At 70.7% G+C, this 19,583-nt stretch carries 18 protein-coding genes; 6 read left to right on the top strand and 12 right to left on the bottom strand.

The window, feature by feature from the left end:
- Nucleotides 1-120: 120 nt before the first annotated feature.
- The 7 genes from purM to CIK81_RS12100 form a co-directional block, all read right to left on the bottom strand.
- Entirely contained in the window at nt 121-1,269 is a 1,149-nt protein-coding gene (gene purM / locus CIK81_RS12130; protein WP_114355759.1) for a phosphoribosylformylglycinamidine cyclo-ligase, read from the bottom strand.
- Complete coding sequence (gene purF / locus CIK81_RS12125; protein WP_096163948.1) at nt 1,266-2,777, bottom strand: amidophosphoribosyltransferase; 1,512 nt, start codon at nt 2,775-2,777, stop codon at nt 1,266-1,268. Before purF ends, purM begins: the two co-directional genes overlap by 4 nt.
- Before the next feature lie 164 nt (nt 2,778-2,941).
- Nucleotides 2,942-3,364 (bottom strand): hypothetical protein, encoded by a 423-nt coding sequence (locus CIK81_RS12120; RefSeq protein WP_096163947.1) that lies wholly within the window; start codon nt 3,362-3,364, stop codon nt 2,942-2,944.
- The gene (locus CIK81_RS12115) at nt 3,361-4,158 is read right to left on the bottom strand and encodes a copper homeostasis protein CutC (protein WP_096163946.1); all 798 of its coding nucleotides are present in this window, start codon (nt 4,156-4,158) and stop codon (nt 3,361-3,363) included. Before CIK81_RS12115 ends, CIK81_RS12120 begins: the two co-directional genes overlap by 4 nt.
- Nucleotides 4,155-4,583 carry a sterol carrier family protein gene (locus CIK81_RS12110; protein ID WP_096163945.1) on the bottom strand — a complete coding sequence of 143 codons (429 nt, stop codon included), beginning with the start codon at nt 4,581-4,583 and terminating at the stop codon, nt 4,155-4,157. The genes CIK81_RS12115 and CIK81_RS12110 overlap by 4 nt, the downstream gene beginning before the upstream one ends.
- Before the next feature lies 1 nt (nt 4,584).
- Entirely contained in the window at nt 4,585-5,883 is a 1,299-nt protein-coding gene (locus CIK81_RS12105; protein ID WP_096163944.1) for an adenylosuccinate synthase, read from the bottom strand.
- A gap of 222 nt (nt 5,884-6,105) precedes the next feature.
- Nucleotides 6,106-6,531, bottom strand: coding sequence for a DUF3151 domain-containing protein (locus tag CIK81_RS12100; protein ID WP_096163943.1), 426 nt, complete (start codon nt 6,529-6,531; stop codon nt 6,106-6,108).
- A gap of 56 nt (nt 6,532-6,587) precedes the next feature.
- Between CIK81_RS12100 and CIK81_RS12095 the strand changes: the two genes are divergently transcribed.
- Nucleotides 6,588-8,255 carry a phosphotransferase gene (locus CIK81_RS12095; RefSeq protein ID WP_096163942.1) on the top strand — a complete coding sequence of 556 codons (1,668 nt, stop codon included), beginning with the start codon at nt 6,588-6,590 and terminating at the stop codon, nt 8,253-8,255.
- Nucleotides 8,256-8,298: 43 nt separating this feature from the next.
- Nucleotides 8,299-8,724, top strand: a complete 426-nt coding sequence (gene dtd / locus CIK81_RS12090) for a D-aminoacyl-tRNA deacylase (RefSeq protein WP_096163941.1) — start codon at nt 8,299-8,301, stop codon at nt 8,722-8,724.
- A 100-nt stretch (nt 8,725-8,824) separates the two neighbouring features.
- Here the strand turns inward: dtd and CIK81_RS12085 are convergent, their stop codons facing one another.
- The gene (locus CIK81_RS12085) at nt 8,825-9,523 is read right to left on the bottom strand and encodes an HAD hydrolase-like protein (RefSeq protein ID WP_114355758.1); all 699 of its coding nucleotides are present in this window, start codon (nt 9,521-9,523) and stop codon (nt 8,825-8,827) included.
- A gap of 82 nt (nt 9,524-9,605) precedes the next feature.
- Between CIK81_RS12085 and CIK81_RS12080 the strand changes: the two genes are divergently transcribed.
- Together CIK81_RS12080 and CIK81_RS12075 are read left to right on the top strand one after the other, a co-directional pair.
- Complete coding sequence (locus tag CIK81_RS12080; RefSeq protein ID WP_096163939.1) at nt 9,606-10,352, top strand: phosphoglyceromutase; 747 nt, start codon at nt 9,606-9,608, stop codon at nt 10,350-10,352.
- A gap of 238 nt (nt 10,353-10,590) precedes the next feature.
- Nucleotides 10,591-11,595, top strand: coding sequence for an acyltransferase domain-containing protein (locus CIK81_RS12075; RefSeq protein ID WP_114355757.1), 1,005 nt, complete (start codon nt 10,591-10,593; stop codon nt 11,593-11,595).
- A gap of 31 nt (nt 11,596-11,626) precedes the next feature.
- On the opposite strand, the gene CIK81_RS12070 is transcribed toward CIK81_RS12075, so the two are convergent.
- Complete coding sequence (locus tag CIK81_RS12070) at nt 11,627-12,295, bottom strand: TetR/AcrR family transcriptional regulator (RefSeq protein ID WP_241964144.1); 669 nt, start codon at nt 12,293-12,295, stop codon at nt 11,627-11,629.
- Between the two features lie 176 nt (nt 12,296-12,471).
- On the opposite strand from CIK81_RS12070, the gene CIK81_RS12065 reads away from it, so the two are divergent.
- Both CIK81_RS12065 and CIK81_RS12060 read left to right on the top strand, forming a co-directional pair.
- Entirely contained in the window at nt 12,472-14,331 is a 1,860-nt protein-coding gene (locus CIK81_RS12065) for an MDR family MFS transporter (protein ID WP_096163936.1), read from the top strand.
- Nucleotides 14,332-14,795: 464 nt separating this feature from the next.
- Nucleotides 14,796-15,890, top strand: a complete 1,095-nt coding sequence (locus CIK81_RS12060; RefSeq protein WP_096163935.1) for a GNAT family N-acetyltransferase — start codon at nt 14,796-14,798, stop codon at nt 15,888-15,890.
- A gap of 253 nt (nt 15,891-16,143) precedes the next feature.
- Here CIK81_RS12060 and guaA read toward each other — a convergent pair whose 3' ends face one another.
- The 3 genes from guaA to CIK81_RS12045 form a co-directional block, all read right to left on the bottom strand.
- Entirely contained in the window at nt 16,144-17,733 is a 1,590-nt protein-coding gene (guaA, locus tag CIK81_RS12055; protein WP_096163934.1) for a glutamine-hydrolyzing GMP synthase, read from the bottom strand.
- A gap of 233 nt (nt 17,734-17,966) precedes the next feature.
- Nucleotides 17,967-18,392 (bottom strand): DUF3817 domain-containing protein, encoded by a 426-nt coding sequence (locus tag CIK81_RS12050; RefSeq protein ID WP_096163933.1) that lies wholly within the window; start codon nt 18,390-18,392, stop codon nt 17,967-17,969.
- A gap of 3 nt (nt 18,393-18,395) precedes the next feature.
- Complete coding sequence (locus tag CIK81_RS12045) at nt 18,396-19,445, bottom strand: SURF1 family protein (protein WP_158542021.1); 1,050 nt, start codon at nt 19,443-19,445, stop codon at nt 18,396-18,398.
- Nucleotides 19,446-19,583: the final 138 nt, after the last annotated feature.

Here is a 19,583-nt window from a genome sequence, read left to right as displayed (position 1 = left end):
CGGGGACGTCGCAGATCCGGGACGCAGGAGCATCGTCCGCACTCATCGGCTGGACCCGTGACCATGTTCGAGGGCCGACCCGTTCCGGGTCGGCCCTCGAACTGTCTGTGGAGCCGTTCCTCAGGCCCAGCCCGGGTGCTGTCCGGCCAGGAGCACGGATCCGCCCTCGACGCCCTTGGCGCCGGCGATGACCCGTTCGAGCGGCGACCCGGGCTCGGGCAGCGAGTCCTCGCCGACGACCTCGCCGATCACCCGTGCACCGAGCCCCCGCTCGGCGAGCACGGCGATCGTGGCGTCGGCCTGCTCCGCGCTCACCAGAGCGACCATGCCGATCCCCATGTTCAGCGTGCCCTCGAGATCGAGCTGGGGCACTGAACCCCAGCGCGAGATCTGCGAGAACACGGCGCCCGGCTCCCAGCGGGAGCGCTCGACCCGTGCGGCCGAGCCTCGCGGCATCACGCGAGCCAGGTTGGCCGCGAGGCCACCACCGGTGACGTGGCTGAGCGCGTGGACAGCGCCTGCGGTGCGCGGGTCGGCGAGCACGGCGAGGATGTCGGCGGTGTAGATGCGGGTGGGTTCGAGGATCTCCTCGCCCAGCGTGCGACCGAAGTCCTCGACGTGGGTGTCCAGGGCGACGTTCTGAGCGCCGATCACGGCACGCACGAGCGAGTAGCCGTTGGAGTGCAGGCCGGAGGCGTCCATCCCGATCACGACGTCGCCGTGGCGCACGCGCTCCGGTCCCAGCAGCTGGTCCGCCTCGACGACGCCGACGGCTGCGCCGGCCACGTCGTAGTCCTCGGCGGCCATCAGGCCAGGGTGCTCGGCGGTCTCGCCGCCCACGAGCGCGCAGCCCGCGTCCCGGCAGCCCTCGGCGATGCCGCGCACGATGTCCGCGATGCGCTCGGGGACCACCTTGCCGCACGCGATGTAGTCCGTCATGGCCAGCGGTGCCGCGCCCACCACGACGATGTCGTCGACGACCATGCCGACGAGGTCGCGGCCGATGGTGTCGTGCACGTCCATCTCGCGCGCGATCGCGATCTTCGTGCCGACGCCGTCGGTCGAGGAGGCCAGCAGCGGACGCCGGTAGTCCTTCAGCGCGCTGACGTCGACGAGGCCGGCGAAGGCGCCGATCCCTCCGAGCACCTGCGGGCCATGGGTCGCCGAGACGGCCTCCTTCATGAGCTCGACGGCGCGATCGCCGGCGGCGGTGTCCACACCGGAATCGGCGTAGGTGATCGCGGGGGCGGTGGGGTCCGTGGTGTTCATGCGTCCTTCCCGACGGCGATGGAGCGGTTCTCGTCCTGTGACGAGCTGTCCTCTCCCGAGGTGATGATGCCCTGGGCACGGGCGACCGGTTCGGGGAGCGTCACCGGGTACTTCCCCGAGAAGCAGGCGGTGCACAGGGAGTCGGCGGGCTGGGTGGTCGCGGCGACCATCCCCTCCTCGGAGATGTATCCCAGCGAGTCCGCGCCGAGCGAGCGGGCGATGTCCTCGATCCCGAGGCCGTTGGCGATCAGCTCCGCCCGGGAGGCGAAGTCGATGCCGTAGAAGCAGGGCCAGCGCACCGGCGGCGAGGAGATCCGCACATGCACCTCGGCCGCGCCGGCCTCCCGCAGCATCCGCACCACGGCGCGCTGAGTGTTGCCGCGCACCACCGAGTCGTCGACGACGACGAGGCGCTTGCCGGCGACGACCTCGCGCAGAGGGTTCAGCTTGAGCCGGATGCCGAGCTGGCGGATGGTCTGCGAGGGCTGGATGAAGGTGCGGCCCACGTAGGCGTTCTTGACCATGCCCTGGCCGTACGGGATCCCGGACTCCTGGGCGTAGCCGATCGCCGCGGGAGTTCCGGATTCCGGGGTGGGGATGACCAGGTCGGCCTCCACGGGATGCTCGCGGGCGAGCTGGCGGCCCATCTCCGCGCGCGATTCGTTGACGCTGCGGCCGGCGATGCGGGTGTCGGGACGGGCGAGGTAGACGTACTCGAAGACGCAGCCCTTGGGCTTGGCGGGCATGACCTGCTCGGAGCGCAGTCCCTGCTCGTCGATGACGAGCATCTCGCCGGGGGCGACCTCGCGCACGAAGCTCGCACCGCAGATGTCCAGAGCGGCGGTCTCGGAGGCCACCACCCAGCCGCGCTCGAGCCGACCCAGCACGAGCGGACGGATCCCCTGCGGGTCGCGCGCCGCGTACAGCGCGGTCTCGTCCATCAGGGTGAAGCAGTAGGCGCCGGCGAGACGCGGGAGGACCTCGCGCAGGGCGTCCTCGAGGGGCCCTTCGGTGTTCAGCAGCGCCGTGACCAGCGCGGTGTCCGTGGTGTTGCCACGCGCGAGCTCGCCGCTGCGGGGCATGCCGTGCCGCTCACCGATCAGCGCCTGCAGCTCCTCGGTGTTGATGAGGTTGCCGTTGTGCGCGAGCGCGACCGTGCCGTCCGGTCGCGGGCCGAGCGTCGGCTGGGCGTTGGACCAGATGGAGCCGCCGGTGGTCGAGTACCGGGTGTGCCCGATCGCGATATGACCCTGGAGCGCCTCCAGGGAGGCCTCGTCGAACACCTGCGACACCAGGCCCATGTCCTTGTAGACCAGGATCTGGGAGCCGTCGGAGGTTGCGATGCCCGCCGATTCCTGCCCTCGATGCTGCAGGGCGTAGAGACCGTAGTAGGTCAGTTTCGAGACATCCTCACCCGGGGCGAAAACGCCGAAGACGCCGCAGGAATCCTGCGGGCCCTTCTCGCCGGGGAGCAGGTCGTGGGAGAGATTTCCGTCGCCGCGTGCCACCGCACCATGATGACACAGAGCCCGCCGCCGTCGACCCGTCGTCCGTGAGCGGGACGAGACGCGCCCCTCGGTGTCGGGGACGTGCACGCGCCGGTGTCGCCGGGCGGCTCGCAGCGTGGGGACTCGTGACCCGAGGACGCCTCATGACGTCCCTGACCTGCCGCTCAGCGTCCTCGTGGGCCCGAGGAGCGGTGGCGGAAGGCGTCGATCGCGGCGGCGATGGCCGCGAGCGGCACGCCGATGAAGACGGCCGAGGTGAGCATGAAGTTGAGCACACCGGTGGCGTCCACGAAGTCGAACAGCGGCGAGATCAGCAGGGCCACGACCGCGGGGACCGCGATGGCCAGCGTCACCCAGAACCCCAGGGCCGGAGTCCGTCGACGGCGCACATAGATGCTCGTCGAGCCGGCGACGGCGGACCTCTCCTCCGCAGCGGTCTTCTGCGCAGCCTCGTCCGCAGCGGTGTCCTGCGACTGCTCGTCCGCAGGGGCCTCCTGCGTCGCCTCGGGTGTCACGCCCGCCTGTTCGCCCCCGGCTTGGTTCTCCGGATCGGCCGGGTCGTCGTTCCTGATGTCGTCGTCGTTCACAGCACTCCTGCGGCATCGACCGCGGCGGTCACGACCGCGGGGTCGGTCTGGGTATCGGGGGCTTCCGCTTCGCGGGGAGCTCCGGGGCGGCGGCGCGCCGAGAGGTGCACGTCGGCCACCCCGCTGCGCTGCACGAGGTCGGCGATGTCTGCGGGGCGGACTCCCCCGCCGGCGCACACGTCGAGGATGCCCTCGCCGGCGTCGACCATCGCCCCGAGGTCCTCGGCGCCGTCGAGGGCTCGGACGGCGCCGCCCGAGCTCAGCACCCGGTGGAAACCGAGGCCGAGCAGCGTGCGCACCGCGTCGACCCGCGCCTCGGTGCCGGGCAGGGCGTCGACCGCCCGATGGCAGGTCAGCATCACGCCCCGCACGGCCGACTGACCGGCACGCAGCGCGGCATCCCGCACCGTCTCGATCGCGGGGATGTCGAGGGCTCCGTCAGGAGTGAGCGCGCCGAGCACCACTCCGGCAGCACCGGCGAGCACGGTCTGCTCGGCCTGGCGAGCCATCTCCTCGATCTCCTGCGCGGTGTAGGCGAACTCCGCGGGCCGGCCCAGGAAGTCGTCGTCGCCGGCGCGGGAGCGGATCAGCACGTGCACGTCGAAATGCGGCTTGGCATCCCGGGCGGCGACCATGGCCGCGGCGCGCTCGGTGCACTGAGCGACGAACTCGGGCGGCGGGGTGGTCCCGCCGCGGGCGAGGTCCACGCACAGCTCGACCCGATCCGCACCGCTCAGCGCGGCGGTCTCGAGGCCCGCCAGATCCTGGACGGCGATCTCCACGGCGATGCTCATCGGGGCTCCTGTTCTCCGTCTTCTCCGTCCGCCGCCTGCTCCCGCGCGGTGCGCACGGTGCGGCGGGGGCCTGTCAGGGGCAGCAGCTCGGAGAGGTCGCTGCGCTCTCCGCTGGCGCGGACGCGCCCCTCATCCACGGCATCTCCCCACGTCAGCTCGCCGCTGACGAGACCCAGCCAGGTGCCGGCGTCGGTCTCGACCACGGCGGGCGGGGTGCCCCGGGTGTGTCGGGTCCCCGTGATCGCCTGGACCGCAGCGAACGGCGGGACCCGCAGCTCCACGGCTCCGCCGGGGAACTCCTCGGCGAACAGCTCCAAGGTGTGCCGGACGGCGGGTGCGAGCACCGCGCGCGGAGCCTCGGGACCCACGGCCCACGCGGCCAGCGCGCTGCGTCCGGCCTCGGGATCGGTACGTCGGGTGACCACGTCAGCGGGTTCCCGAGGGCAGCAGGTCGTGGACGGCGATGGTGGCGGTCCGGTCCGGGCCGACGCCGATCGCGCTGATCCGGCAGCCGGCGAGCTCCTCGAGGCGCAGCACGTAGTTGCGTGCGTTCTCCGGCAGCTCGTCGAACGTCCGTGCCTCGGAGAGATCCTCGCTCCAGCCCGGCAGCGTCTCGTAGACCGGCACCGCGTGGTGGAACTCGGTCTGCGTCATGGGCATGTCGCGGTGGATCACGCCGTCCACGTCGTAGCCGGTGCAGATCGGCACCTCGTCGATGCCGGTGAGCACGTCCAGCTTGGTCAGCACCAGATCGGTGCAGCCGTTGATGCGCACGGCGTGGCGGATCATCAGGGCGTCGTACCAGCCGCAGCGGCGAGGGCGGCCGGTGTTCACGCCGACCTCACCGCCCGTCGTCTGCAGGTATTCGCCCCACTTGTCCTCGAGCTCGGTGGGGAACGGCCCGGCGCCGACGCGTGTGGTGTACGCCTTGACGATTCCGATCACCCGGTCGATGCGGGTGGGGCCGACGCCGGTTCCGGTGCAGGCGCCCCCGGCGGTCGGGTTCGAGCTGGTCACGAACGGGTAGGTGCCGTGGTCCACGTCGAGGAAGGTGGCCTGGCCGCCCTCCATGAGCACGACCTCGTCACGATCCAGCGCCGAGTTCAGCAGCTCGGTGGTGTCCACCACCATCGGGCGCAGGCGGTCGGCGTAGGAGAGCAGCTCCTCGACGACCCCGTCGATCTCGACGGAGCGGCGGTTGTACAGCTTGACCAGCAGCTCGTTCTTCTGACGCAGCGAGCCTTCGATCTTCTGACGCAGGATCGACTCGTCGAACAGGTCCTGCACCCGGATGCCCAGGCGGCCGATCTTGTCCATGTACGCCGGGCCGATGCCGCGACCGGTGGTGCCGATGGCGCGTTTGCCCAGGAAGCGCTCGGTGACCTTGTCGAGGGTCTGGTGGTACGAGGCGACGATGTGGGCACTCGCACTGATCCGCAGGCGGGAGGTGTCCACACCGCGCTTCTCCAGCATCGCGATCTCCTCGAAGAGCGCCTCGAGGCTGACCACCACGCCGTTGCCGATCACCGGAGTGACCTGAGGGGAGAGGATCCCGGCGGGAAGGAGCTTGAGCTCGAACTTCTCGTCTCCGACGACCACCGTGTGGCCGGCGTTGTTGCCTCCGTTGGGCTTGACGACGTAGTCGACTCGTTCTCCGAGGAGGTCAGTGGCCTTGCCCTTCCCCTCGTCACCCCATTGGGCTCCGACGATCACGACGGCGGGCATGGCAACTCCTGGAATACGGGGGATAGCGGGAACCAGCGGAACGAGCAGTGACGGAACGAGCACTGACGGATCGAACCCGTGGATCGTACCAAGCACCGCCCGCACCTCGCCTGGACGAGGTGCGGGCGGTGAAGTGCGCCATGCTCCGGCGCGGAAGCGGGTCGAGATCGACCCGGGGAACCCGGGGGCAACCTCTGAACAGCCGGGAGGAGCCCCTGGGAGTCAGCCCAGCAGGCTGGGATCTGCCTCGCGGAGGAACTCGGTGACCCGATCGCCCTCCACGTCATCGCCCAGTCGGCGCGACGTCTCGCCGAGCATCGCGAGCGCCCGCAGGAAGCCGCGGTTGGGAGCGTGGGACGCGGGGATCGGGCCCTGGCCTCGCCATCCGGCGCCGCGCAGTGCGTCGAGCCCGCGGTGGTACCCGGTCCTGGCGTAGGCGTAGGCGGCGACCTCGTCGCCGTCGCTGAGGGCGTCCTGCGCGAGGGTGGCCCATGCCAGGGGGGATTCGGGGTGACGCGCGGCGATGTCGCGAGGATCGCCTTCTTCGAGCTCGGCGGCCACCTGGACGTCGATGAAATCGTCGGGAAGACGGGTCTCCGGGATTCCCAGAAGGTTCCCGCTGGTGAGGTTATCGGTACGATCAGCCATGCACGCATCGTAGGCGCTGTCCGCCGATGACCTCTCGGAGCAGATGGATTCACCCCATGTCACGTACGCAGGACGGCTCGGAGCTTCTCACCGGGCCCGGAGCCGGCGGGCTGCTCCGCTCAGCCGTCGGCAACTCCGGCGGCGTGCTGCACAGCTGGCAGCTCGATCATGTCGACCACCGTCCCGGCCGCAGCACCAAGGCGCTGTACCGCACCATGGTCTCCTGGCCCGAGCTCGACGGCCCGCAGGCTCCCGCCCGCGAGGAGCTGTTCGGGGCGAGCGCCCACATCGGCGAGCGCGAGAAGAACCTCTACGTCGCCGAGCAGACGCTGGTGATGACCGACGGCGATATCAACGTCCGCGTGTGGCGCTACCCCCACGACCCCTGGCTCCCGATGCTCCCGCTGGTCTGCTACCCGGATGTGGTGGGTCGCACCCTGCACGATCTCGGAGTCGCGCTGGGCCCGGATCCCGCCGTCCCGATCGCGATCGACGTGGTCTCCTATCGTCCCGGCCGACGCGCGGTGCTGCGCGCCAGCCAGGGTGATCACGCCGTCTTCCTGAAGGTCATGCAGCCCCATCGCAGCGAGGAGATCGTCGAGCGTCACCAGCGTCTGCTCGCCGCCGGCGTCCCGGTCCCCGCGGTGGTCGCCCATCACAACGGGCTGGTCGTGCTCGAGGAGCTGCCCGGCCGGCCGCTCGCCCGCGCGGTGATCGACGAGGGCGTGGACGCGTGCCGGGCAGAGGACCTCGTGGCTCTGCTGGACCGGCTCCCCGCCTCGATGTATACGCTGCCCCTGCGGCCCCCATGGACCGATTCGGTCGACTTCTACGCAGGGATCGTGAGCTCCTCGGTCCCGTCCCTCGGCCCGCGGCTGGATGCGCTGGTGCGCACCATCCGGGAGGGTCTGGGCGCGCTCGAGCAGCGCATCGACATGGGCCCGCACGACGTGGTCCACGGTGACTTCTACGAGGCCCAGGTGTTCGTCCAGGACGGGAAGGTCGTGGGGCTGCTCGACATCGACACCGTGGGTCCCGGCCGACGGTCCGACGACCTCGCCTGCCTGCTCGCCCATCTTAGCGTGCTCGCCGACTACGGCAATGCCGGGCGCATCGATCGGACGATGCAGGAGCGCGTCGAGGGGGCCATCCACAGCTGGCGCACCGTCTTTGCCGATCGGGTGGACCCCACGGAGCTCGCCCTGCGTTCCGCGGGCGTGGTCCTCTCCCTGGCCACCGGTCCGCATCGTCAGCAGGAGGCCTCCTGGGAAGCGGCGACCGAGGCGATCGTGCGGGTCGCCGAGGAATGGGTCTCCCAGGCCCGTGCGGCGGAGTCGGAGCGCATCGCCGCCGCGAGCGGCCCCGCCGCGCAGATCCCCTCCCCGGTGCAGCCTGCTGACCCCGACAGCCCGAGCGGGGTCGCTCCGCAGCCGCCGGCACCGGCGGAGCAGGACGGGACGCAGCCGCAGGCCCAGGTGCAGCCGGAGTCGCAGTCGCAGTCGCAGTCGCAGTCGCAGTCGTTGGCAGGGTCACCTCCGCAGCCCGGAGGCGGCTCTCCCTCCGGTGCGCTGCCGCAGTCGGCGTCCTCCACCCCGCCTCCTGCTGCGCGGCTCCCCCACCCGGTGGCCGCAGAGGCCCCGGAGGCCCCGGGCGCCCCCGCCGCGACCCCCGGCGACGAATCCCCCACGCAGGAGCGCCGGATCGACACGATCCAGCCCTACTGAGCGCTCGCGTCCGTCGGCCGGGGCCGTGTGCCACCATCGGAGCATGCGTGCAGTGCTCCAGAGGGTCGACGGTGCTCAGGTCGAGGTCGATGGCGAGGTGATCGGCTCCGTCGAGGGCGAAGGCGTGCTGGCGCTGGTGGGCGTGACGCACGATGACGGCCCCGCCCAGGCCGCCACGATCGCACGGAAGATCTGCGAGCTGAGGATCCTCGACGGTGAGCGCTCCGTCGTCGACTCCGGCGCCCAGGTGCTGGTCGTCTCACAGTTCACGCTCTACGGCGATGCCCGCAAGGGCCGTCGGCCGTCATGGAGCGCAGCCGCCCCGGGCCCTGTCGCCGAACCGCTCGTGGAAGCCGTCGTCGAGGCGATCCGCGAACGCGGGGTGACGGCCTCGACCGGCCGCTTCGGCGCGATGATGCGGGTGGGGCTCGTCAACGACGGCCCGTTCACCATCCTGGTCGAGGCGTAGGCGGGATCTGCGAGCCCGGCGGTGCGACCAGACCACGAGCGCGGCCGCAGGGCCCTCAGCGCCCGCAGGACCCTCAGCGGCCGGGGGGCCCGCAGGGCTCTCAGCCCAGCAGCATACCGGAGAGCTCCTCGACGGTCCGGGCGACCGGCAGCCCGGCGTTCAGCTCGACCTCTCCCCCGTATCCCCAGCCGACCAGCACCGCGGGCAGTCCGTGCGCCGCAGCCCCCTCGGCGTCGTGTAGCCGGTCCCCGATCATGACGGCGGCGGGCACCTCGTGCGAGGCGGCCTCCGCGACGGCCGAGCGGAGGTCAAGCCGATCCAGGACGCTGGCGATGACCGCGGACTTGTCATCGCGGCCCGTGGCCCGATCGGTGCCGCCGATCAGCGCGAACTCCCCGTCCAGCCCTTGGTGCGCGAGGAGGCGCCGGGCGCTGGTCTCGGGCTTGTTGGTCGCCACGGCCACCGTGCGCCCCCGCGCCGTGAGAGAACGGACCAGCTCAGGGATCCCGGCATAGGGCGCGGCGGAGAGCAGGCCGCGCTCCTGGTAGTGCGCCGAATAGGCCAGGCGCAGCTGCTCCGAGCGCTCCGGAGCGAGGCCCAGCGTCCCTTCGAAGGACTCCGTCAACGGCGGGCCGATGAAAGTGCGCAGCACCTGCTCGGAAGGCAGCGGCTCCCTGCACTCGGCGAAGGCGTGGGCGAGCGCAGCGAGGATCCCGGGCCCGGAATCGACGATCGTGCCGTCAAGATCCAGGAGGACGACGGGGACATCGGTGAGGCGGCCGGGCGCGAGAGCGGTCATGGAGCCGAGACTAGAGGAGCGGGGCACGTCGATGCTGTGAGCACGACATGCGCGCCCCAGCGGCCCCGCGTACCCTGGGAGCATGACCTACACACTCGTGCTGCTCCGCCATGGCGAGAGCGACTGGAATGCGAAGAACCTGTTCACCGGCTGGGTGGACGTGCACCTCACGGAGAAGGGGCGACAGGAGGCCACGGAGGGCGGCGACCTCATGAAGGAGGCCGGCATCCTTCCCGACGTCGTGCACACCTCCCTGCAGCGTCGCGCGATCATGACCGCGAACCTCTCCCTGGATGCTGCGGACCGTCACTGGATCCCGGTCAAGCGGGACTGGCGCCTGAACGAGCGTCACTACGGCGCCCTCCAGGGCATGGACAAGTCCGAGATCCGCGAGAAGTACGGCGAAGAGCAGTTCATGGCCTGGCGCCGCTCCTACGACACCCCGCCGCCGGAGATCGAGTTCGGCTCGGAGTTCAGCCAGGACCAGGATCCGCAGTACGCGGACCTCGGCGACCAGCTGCCGAAGGCGGAGTGCCTCAAGGACGTCGTCGAGCGCTTCCTGCCGTACTGGGAGGAGGGCATCAAGCCCGACCTCACCTCCGGCAAGGTCGTGCTCGTCGCCGCCCACGGCAACTCGCTGCGCGCCCTGGTGAAGTACCTCGACGGCATCTCCGACGAGGAGATCTCCGGGCTGAACATCCCCACCGGCCAGCCGCTGGTGTACGAGCTCGACGAGAACTTCCAGCCCGTCGAGAAGGGCGGCCGCTACCTCGATCCGGTCGCCGCGAAGGCCGCCGCCGAGGCCGTCGCCAACCAGGGCAAGAAGTAAGCCCTGCAGCTCATCTGAGCGACGCCACGAGGGGCCCCGATCCGCTGATCGGGGCCCCTCGTGGCGTCGGAACGCACCGTTTCGCGACCACACACCCTTCCCCTGCCCAGCACCCGTCCTGCCCCTGCCGGACGCCCGCCCCTCCGGTGTCGGGGCGGGCGGTGACCGGCCACGGCGTCGGGGCGCCGAGGGGCGACCCGGGTCACAGTCAGCGCTGCACAGGCGATACGGTGGCCCCATGACAGATCGCCGTGCCGCGCGCCCCGACCACCTCGGCGATCCGCCGACCTCCGTCCGGGCGGCCGACGAGCTCGGCCCCGACGACGTCGCCGCTCTGCTCATCGCACCGTCGGCCCCCGACCTGCTCGACCAGCTCGGGATCACCGGCCGGGACCGCGAGGAGCTGCTGCCCCTGCTGCCCCGAGCGGTCGCGGACGAGGAGATCCTCACCGAGATCACGCGCACTGCGAACCTGCTGCGTGCTCGCGCCGGACTGGACGTCCCCGAGGTCCGCCTCGAGGAGCTCGCCTCGACGCACGACCGCCTCCAGGAGCGCCTCGCGCCCGGCGAGGGCCTGATCGCGATCCTGGCCCTCGCCGTGGGCACGAGCACCGTGCGCACCTGGCACGAGGCTCGAGGACTGGGCGCCGAGCTGTCCTGGGAGGTCCTCGCCGACCTCGGCCAGCAGATGCGCGTGCACCGTCGTGCCAGCGGGCGCCTCGGGCTGCACCAGCGCGGCTGGACGGCGCTGAACTGGGCGGGCCGACTGGTCCACCTGGGACGTCTGCAGTTCGACCTCCATCGGGTCGACCCGGGCACTGAGCTGGAGCGCTGGGCGGTCGGGACCCACATCCCCGCCCGCGGGCCCCTCGCCCCTGACGAGGTGGAGGCCTCCTTCGAGCGCGCCACCGCCTACTTCACGACCCACTACGCGGACCTCGACGAGCAGCGCCCGCCGTCCGCTCCACGCTTCGGCACGGAGTTCTTCTGCGATTCCTGGCTGATCAACCGCGCCCTGGTCGAGGAGCTGGGCGTGTCCTCGAACATCGGCGCCTTCGTCGATCGCTGGGAAGTCCTGTCGACCTCGCCGAACCCCGACGGCGCGGCGTTCTTCGTCTTCGACGAGCGTCCCCCGTACGACGCGGCCGCCTTGCCGCGCACCACCCGGCTCGAGAAGGTCGTCGCGGAGCGCCTCGCCGACGGACGGGGCTGGGACAGCGGCATCGGACGCCTGGTGCGCTGAGACGAGTCCGCGCGGCCGGACCGACCGGGACTCAGACCTCCCGGAGGCCGCCGTCGTAGAGCTCCAGGACCCGGTCGTACGCGCTGGGCAGATCCAGGCCCCGGGTCATCGAGAGCCCGAACGCGCTGCGGGTCAGGGCGAACCCCACCTGCACCACGATCGCCGCGCGCAGGCGGGCGTCCTCGGGCTCCATGCCCTCGTCGAGCATCCCCTCGCTGAGCACCTCGACCAGCTCGGACTGCACCTCGAAGAGATTTCCCGAGGAGATCGTGTGCAGGTGCGGCTCCTTGGTCATCACGAGCTTCTTGAGCTCGCGCAGCTCCGGATCGGCGGGGATCCCGGCGAGCACGTCCCTCAGCACCGCGCGGAGCGCGTCGCGGGGGCTCGCCACCTCGAGCTGTGCCCTCAGCTGCTGCGAGAGCTGCACGGCTTCGCCGGGGACCACCCCCAGCACGGCCGCATCCTTCGTGACCCAGTGGTTGAAGAAGGTGCGGGTGGAGACCCCGGCCTTCCGCGCGATCATCTCGACGGTCACCTGCGTGAAGCCGTGCTCGGCCACGAGCTCGACCGCTGCACGGTGCATCGCGATCCGGGTCTGGCGCTTCTTGGTCTCGCGCAGACCCAACCCGTCCTCGGGGGGATCGTCGGGACTGCCCGGAAGCGGGTCGGGGGGCATGGAGGGTGTCGCTGCGTCAGTCACCCCTCCATCGTAAGTCCGACGGATCACAGAAATTGCACTCGATGAAATAGTGCAGTCGATGTAACAGGTCGCTAGACTGTTCCGGTCGAGGCTCAAGGATGCGCTGCGACCGTCGGACGAGTTCTTCCCGCCCGAGAACCACTCCGCCCATCCGCCATCGCCCTCCGAGGAGCTCCATGAGCACAGCATCGACCCCCGCAGCACCTCCCGGCACTGCCGCAGCCTCCGGCCCCACCGCGGCCCCGGCCGCCCCTGCCCCCTTCACCGGCCTGGATCGTCAGGGCAAGCTGGTCTTCGTCGGCCTCATGCTCGGCATGTTCGTCGCCTCCATGTCCCAGACGATCGTCGGCCCCGCGATGCCCCGCATCGTCGCCGAGCTGGGCGGCGTGGAGCACTACAGCTGGATCGCGACGGCCGCGATGCTGGTCTCCGCCGTCGCGGTCCCGATCGTCGGCAAGCTCTCGGACCTGTACGGGCGCCGCTGGTTCTACCTCGGCGGCCTCGCCATCTTCATGCTCGGCTCGATCCTGGCCGGCATGGCCACGGACTTCTGGTTCCTGGTCTTCGCGCGCGCCGTGCAGGGCCTGGGCATGGGCACTCTGATGCCGCTGAGCCAGACGATCATCGGCGACATCATCCCCCCGCGCCAGCGCGGCAAGTACCAGGGCATCATGGGCGCCGTCTTCGGCGTGACCTCGGTGGTCGGCCCGCTCATCGGCGGCTCCGTCACCGACCACCTCGGCTGGCGCTGGCTGTTCTACATGATGCTCCCCGTCGGCGTGATCGCCTTCGTGTTCATCCTGAAGTTCCTGCACCTGACCGCCGAGACCCAGCACGGCAAGGTCGACCTCCTGGGCATGTTCACCCTCACCCCCGGCATGGTCATCGCACTGCTCGCCACCACGTGGGGCGGCGGGGACTACGCCTGGAGCTCCCCGGTGATCATCGGGATGTACGCGGTCGCCGCAGTGTTCCTCATCGCCTTCGTGATCATCGAGACCCGGGTCCCCGAACCGCTGCTGCCGATGCACCTGCTGATGCGCCCGATCGTGGCACTGTCGGTGGCCGCGTCCTTCGCGATCGCCGTGGCCATGTTCGGCGCGATCATCTACATCCCGGTCTACGCCCAGGGAGTCATGGGCGTCTCCGCCACCAACTCCGGCGCGATCCTCATCCCGCTGTCCGTCGCCATGATCGTCACCTCGATCCTGGTGGGCCTGCTCATCTCCAAGACCGGTCGCTACAAGGAGTTCCTGGTCCTGGGCGGCGCGGTCCTGGTGGCCGGCTACTGGCTGCTCTCCCGCATGGAGTACGGCGACTCCCAGCTGAAGCTGACCATGGCGATGATCGTCATCGGCCTGGGGCTCGGTCTGTCGATGCAGGTGTACACGCTGGTGGTGCAGAACGTCGTCGCCCAGCGCGAGCTCGGCGTCGCGACCGCTGCGATCCAGTTCTTCCGCAATATCGGCTCGACCATCGGCACCGCGGTGCTCGGCACCGTGATGACCGCGCAGATGTCCAGCTCCATCCAGACGCAGCTCGAGCAGATCCCGCCCGAGAAGATGACTGCGCTCCAGCAGTCCGGAGGGTCGGTGGACAGCTCGGGCCTGGAGAGCGCCGTGCTGGATCCGACCGCTCTCGAGAAGCTCCCCGATTTCCTCGTGGAGCCGATCCGGATGGGCATGGGGGACGCCATGCACATGGTGTTCCTGACCGCGCTCCCCTTCGTGCTCATCGCCCTGGTGCTTTCGCTGTTCATCAAGCAGGTGCCTCTGCGCGAGACCCTGCACACGGTCGAGGAGACCCCGGTGCAGCCCGGTTCGGACGCCGCGGCGGACTTCGCCGGCACGGGCAGCGAGTCCCAGGAAGCGCACCCGCACACCGGTGAGCTGGCGGCCGTGGGCGCCTCCGGCGAGGCACCGGCCGGCCACGACGATGGCAACCACGACGGCGGCGGCCGGGGCGGCTACGACAGCGACCGCGGGTACGACGGCGGCGGCCACGGCGACCACCTGGCGCAGTCCTCCGACCGCTGATACCACCCGCCGGGCCTGTCGAGCGCCCGGGCTCGGGCTCTCGGGCTCTTGGAGCAGCCCCCACCGACCCACCGGTGGGGGCTCCTCTGTCCCTGAGCCGGTCGGATGCTCGTTACTCCTCAGTACCCGGGGGCAGTAGGCGTTGAGGACGCCTCATTCCGCCTGTTTCGCCGGGGTGCCCATACCGTCGGGCTGCCAGACGCGCCGGGATGCCCACACCGTCGGGCCGCCTGTTCCCCGGGGCACCCGCGCCGTCGGGCTGCGGGACGCGCCGGGCTCCACAACGCGGGCCTTGCGGAACCGTCTCCGGAGGCAGCCGCCCGCTACCCGCAGCCATCGTTCTGCGTGGAAGCCGCCGTTCTGCTTGCCGGAGCGACAGCGCGAACCTTTCGATCCTGCATCCCTTCTCTCCCTCCCAGCCGCTTTCCCTGCCCTGCCCGGCCCGTACGTGGCACCATGAACCGGTGCTCCTCGTCGATCATTTCCCGCCCACGATCCCGCCCGCCCTCGAGGGACGGTTCACCTCGCGTCTCCCTCTGGAGAGGGACGTCGACCCAGTCGCCGCGCTCGTGACGGCAGGCATCCGACGCCATACGCCTGACGGGGCGGCTGATCCCGACGGACTGCGCTCGCGCATGGTCGGACTGAAGTCCTGGTCCCGTCGCCAGGTCGTGGTGGTGCCCACCGCGCACGACGGCTCCCCCAGCACGGATCGCGCGCCGGTCGCCTGGATCGCACTCGAGGACCGTGCCTCGGGCCGCACCAACGTGCAGTTCGTGGTCGACACCGAGGTCCCCGATCGCGATGCCCTCGCCGCCTCCCTGCTGGACTGGGCCGTCGAGGTCGGCGGGTCCTTCGCCCGCCACCGGGGACTGGGCTCCACTCAGCTGTCCTGCGATGCGAACGAGCTGGACACCGATCGCAGCCGTCTCCTCGCCGCCGCGGGCTACGACATGGTGCGCACCTGGCTGCACATGCGTCGGCCGGTGAACGCCGGCGAAGCGATCACCACTCGCGAGCCCCGCGCAGGCACTCGCGTGCGTCCGGTCCATCGCCATGAGTCCGGGCTCCCCGTCGCGCAGGACGTGCGGACCGTGCACCGGATGCTGGAGGAGTCCTTCGCCGATCACTTCAACTCGTACCGGGAATCCTTCGCCGAGTTCGTCCAGCGTCTCATCGAGAGCCCGGACGAGGCCGCCTGGGACCACTGGTGGATCGCGGAGGTCGAGCGCGAGGGCCAGTGGCTCCCCGCCGGCGGACTGGTCGCCGCGCGGATGTCGGCGACGCCGACGCTCGGCGAGGGCACTTACCTGGAGTACCTCGGGGTGCACCGCAGCGCACGCGGGCACGGCATCGCGAAGTCCCTGCTGCGCGCCGCGACCCAGGACGCCGCCGAGCGCGGCCGCACCCACGTGGATCTCGAGGTCGACAACGACTCTCCCACCGGCGCGGACGGCCTGTACGAGTCGATGGGCTGGGAGACCTACGAGCGCACCCAGTCCTGGCATTCGTCGGCCGACGCGCACCCCTCGCGCCTGCTCGAGCCGCCGCGGGACTGACACCCGCGGCTCTCTCCGCCACGTACCCGAGACACGCACCCGGGCCAGGCCGGGACGGGACGGGCTGCACATGCACACCAGGCCATGCCGAGCCACACCAGGCCATGCCGAGCCACATCGGGAAGACCACGTCAGGCCGCGCCGCGCCACGCCCGCCACGCCAGACGAAATGTGAGCTGGGGACCGATGTTTGGCGAAACATCGGTCCCCAGCTCACAAAAGCGTGACGGGTCGGGCCGTCACGCCCGGTCGATCATTCCCACTCGATGGTTCCCGGCGGCTTGCTCGTGATGTCGAGAGTGACGCGGTTGATCTCCCTGACCTCGTTGGTGATGCGCGTCGAGATCCGGCTGAGCACGTCGTAGGGCACCTTGGCCCAGTCGGCGGTCATCGCGTCGTCACTGGTGACGGGTCGCAGCACGACGGGGTGGCCGTAGGTGCGGCCGTCTCCCTGCACGCCCACGGAGCGCACCTCGGCCAGCAGCACCACCGGGCACTGCCAGATGTCGCGGTCCAGGCCCGCGGCGGTCAGCTCGGCGCGAGCGATGGCGTCGGCGTGGCGCAGGATGTCCAGGCGCTCCTTGGTGACCTCGCCGATGATGCGGATGCCCAGACCGGGGCCCGGGAACGGCTGACGCCAGACGATCTCGTCGGGCAGGCCCAGCTCCGAGCCGACGGCGCGCACCTCGTCCTTGAACAGGGCGCGCAGCGGCTCGACCAGCTCGAACGAGAGGTCCTCGGGCAGTCCGCCCACGTTGTGGTGGCTCTTGATGTTGGCCGCGCCCTCGCCGCCGCCGGACTCGACGACATCCGGGTACAGGGTGCCCTGGACCAGGAAGGCCTTGGCCTCGGCGTGATCACCCTCGATGACGCCCCGCTCGCGCAGGATGTCCTCCTGGGCGCTCTCGAAGGAGCGGATGAACTCGTGCCCGATGATCTTGCGCTTCTGCTCGGGATCGGTGATACCCGCCAGAGCGGTGAGGAACTGCTCCTCGGCATCGACCATGATGAGCTTGGCGCCGCCGGTGGACTCCCCGAAGGCCTTCTCGATCTGCTCGGACTCGTCCTGGCGCATGAGGCCATGGTTCACGTAGACGCAGGTGAGGCGATCGCCGATGGCGCGCTGCACGAGGGCCGCGGCGACCGCGGAATCGACGCCGCCGGAGAGCCCGCAGATCGCGGCGCCCTCGCCCACCTGGGCGCGGATCCGGGAGACCTGCTCCTCGATGACGTTGCCGGTGGTCCAGCTGGGCGCGATACCGGCGCCGTGGCGCAGGAAGTTCTCGAGCACCTCCTGGCCGCGGTCGGAGTGGCCGACCTCGGGATGCCACTGCACGCCGTAGAGCTGCTTCTCCCGGTTCTCGAAGGCGGCGACGGGGCTGCCCGACGAGGAGGCGATGACGTCGAAGCCCGCGGGGGCTGCGGTCACGGAGTCGCCGTGGCTCATCCACACGTTCTGGTCGACGTCCTGCGCGCTGAGCAGCTGCGAGGAGGCGTCGAGGGCCTCGAGTCGGGTGGCGCCGTATTCACGCACGCCCGTCGGGGCGACGGTGCCGTCCAACGCGGCGGCCATCGACTGGAAGCCGTAGCAGAGCCCGAGCACGGGCACGCCGGCCTCGAGCATCGCCGGGTCCAGGCGCGGGGCGCCATCGGCGTAGACGGAGCTGGGCCCGCCGGAGAGGATGATCGCGCGTGGCTGCTTGGCGAGGATCTTCTCCACCGGCATCGTGTGCGGCACGACCTCGGAGTAGACCCGTGCCTCGCGGACACGTCGAGCGATGAGCTGGGCGTATTGCGCTCCGAAGTCGACGACGAGGACTGGGCGCTGGTCGGTGTCGGTCACGATGCAGAGTCTACGGGCGCACGCGGCCCGGATGCGTCACCTGGGGGCCGGGAGGAGCGCAATACTCGTCACGCCCGTGCCCGAGCGGAGAACTCTCGTCGCGGGCACGGCATCCCGGACCGTGCCCGCGAGACAGCCCCGGCGAGGAGCCGAAGGCATCCCGGGTGGCGCGTCGAAGGCTCTCGAGCGGGGCCGTCGAAGGCATCCCGGTGGCGCGCACCTCAGGAGCCTGCTCAGACGCCCGGGGCCCCGTCCGCCGAGTCCGGGGCCTTGTCCTGGAGGGTGGGGCGACGCTTGAGGTCGGCATCCACCGACTGGTGCGTCCACCGCTCGCCGAAGAACGAGAGCACGGGGATCACGCCGAAGAACATCAGGAGCACCATCCGGGGCAGGCCCCAGCGCATCTTCGCCCACAGGTCGAAGCTGAGGATCACGTAGATCATGTAGATCAGGCCGTGGATCGGGGACCAGGTCTTCGAGATCTGTGCCCAGGTGTCGGAGGTGCTGGTGAAGATCGCCTCGCCGCCGAACACCACATAACGCATGATCATGATCGACACCAGCACGAGCAGTGCGATGCCTTCCACGATGGAGGCCACACGGAAGCGGGCGAAAGAGGTCCGAATGGCGACTTCGTCCAGGGGGCGAGAGGGGGGCACGGGTCACACGTCCTTATCGAGGGTCGAGCCGGCCTGCACGGAGGCCGAGGCGGTGGGGGCGGCGGACGCCGCGGCAGCGTCAGCGGTGGCGCCGACGGAGGGATCGTCAGCAGCCGCCGAGGACACGGCAGGGCCGACGGAGGGATCGTCAGCAGCCGCCGACGACACGGCAGGGCCGACAGAGGGATCGTCAGCAGCCGCCGAGGACACGGCAGGGCCGACGGAGGGATCGGTGGAAGTCGCCGAGGACGAGGACGCAGCTGAGCCGGACTCGGCGGAGCCTGCGACCGATCGCTCGAGGGCTTCACGCTGTTCGGCGAGCTCGTCGAGATAGGCGGTGCGCACCGACCGCCACCACAGGAAGAGGAAGAAACCGCCGAACAGCACCCACTGCAGGGAATAGCCGATGTTCTGCCAATTCAGCCCCTTGGAGAAGGCGGACTCCGCCGGGGGCATCGGCTGCATGCCGTCGGCGGGCTCGGTCACGGCGACGAATCCGGCATACATCGGCGAACCCCACTCGTTGACGAGCAACGGGGTCGCGATCTCGTCGACGACACCGTCCTCCACTCCCCCGACGGCGGATTCGCTGGCCTCGAGGCGGCCCGTGACCTGCACCTGGCCGTCGGGGACCGGTGGGGCGAGAGAGGCGTCGATCTCCCCGTCGTCCCCGGTGACCTCGTCGGCCCGGACCCAGCCGCGGGCCACCGGCAGGAGCGCTTCGGTGCCGTCGTCGAGGTCGACGTGGAGCGCGGCCACGATGATCGCGGCGTCCTCGCCGTCGATGGACCGCCCCGGCACCACGACCTGGTCGTCCGCCGTGAAAGCACCGGTCGCCGTCACGATGTCCCCGACGATCGCATTGGTCACCGCGTCGCCGACGCCGAGCACGTCCTCGATGTCGCCGAGCTGTGCGGGGCCGTCCGCCTTGTCGGTGATCGCGCGGTGAGCACGGTCCCACTGCCAGCCTGCGAGCAGGCCGCAGACGAGGGTCGCCACCACCATCAGGGCGAGCAGGCCCAGGAATCGGGGACGGAGGGCGACGCGGAGCATGAGGCTCATCGTACGAGTCGCACCTGGGACCCGGCTAAGACAACAGGGGCTGGGGAGGGAGATCTGTGCGACGTCGGCGGGGCCGCCGAGACTCCCGCCCCCGCCGGGCTCCGAGGGTCCCGACTCCGAGGGCGGAGG

The sequence above is a fragment of the Brachybacterium sp. JB7 genome, assembly GCF_003335205.1.
In the GTDB taxonomy this organism is placed as follows: domain Bacteria; phylum Actinomycetota; class Actinomycetes; order Actinomycetales; family Dermabacteraceae; genus Brachybacterium; species Brachybacterium alimentarium.
The sequence above is the reverse complement of the archived record's forward strand: the minus strand, read 5'-3'. Positions and strand labels throughout refer to the sequence as shown.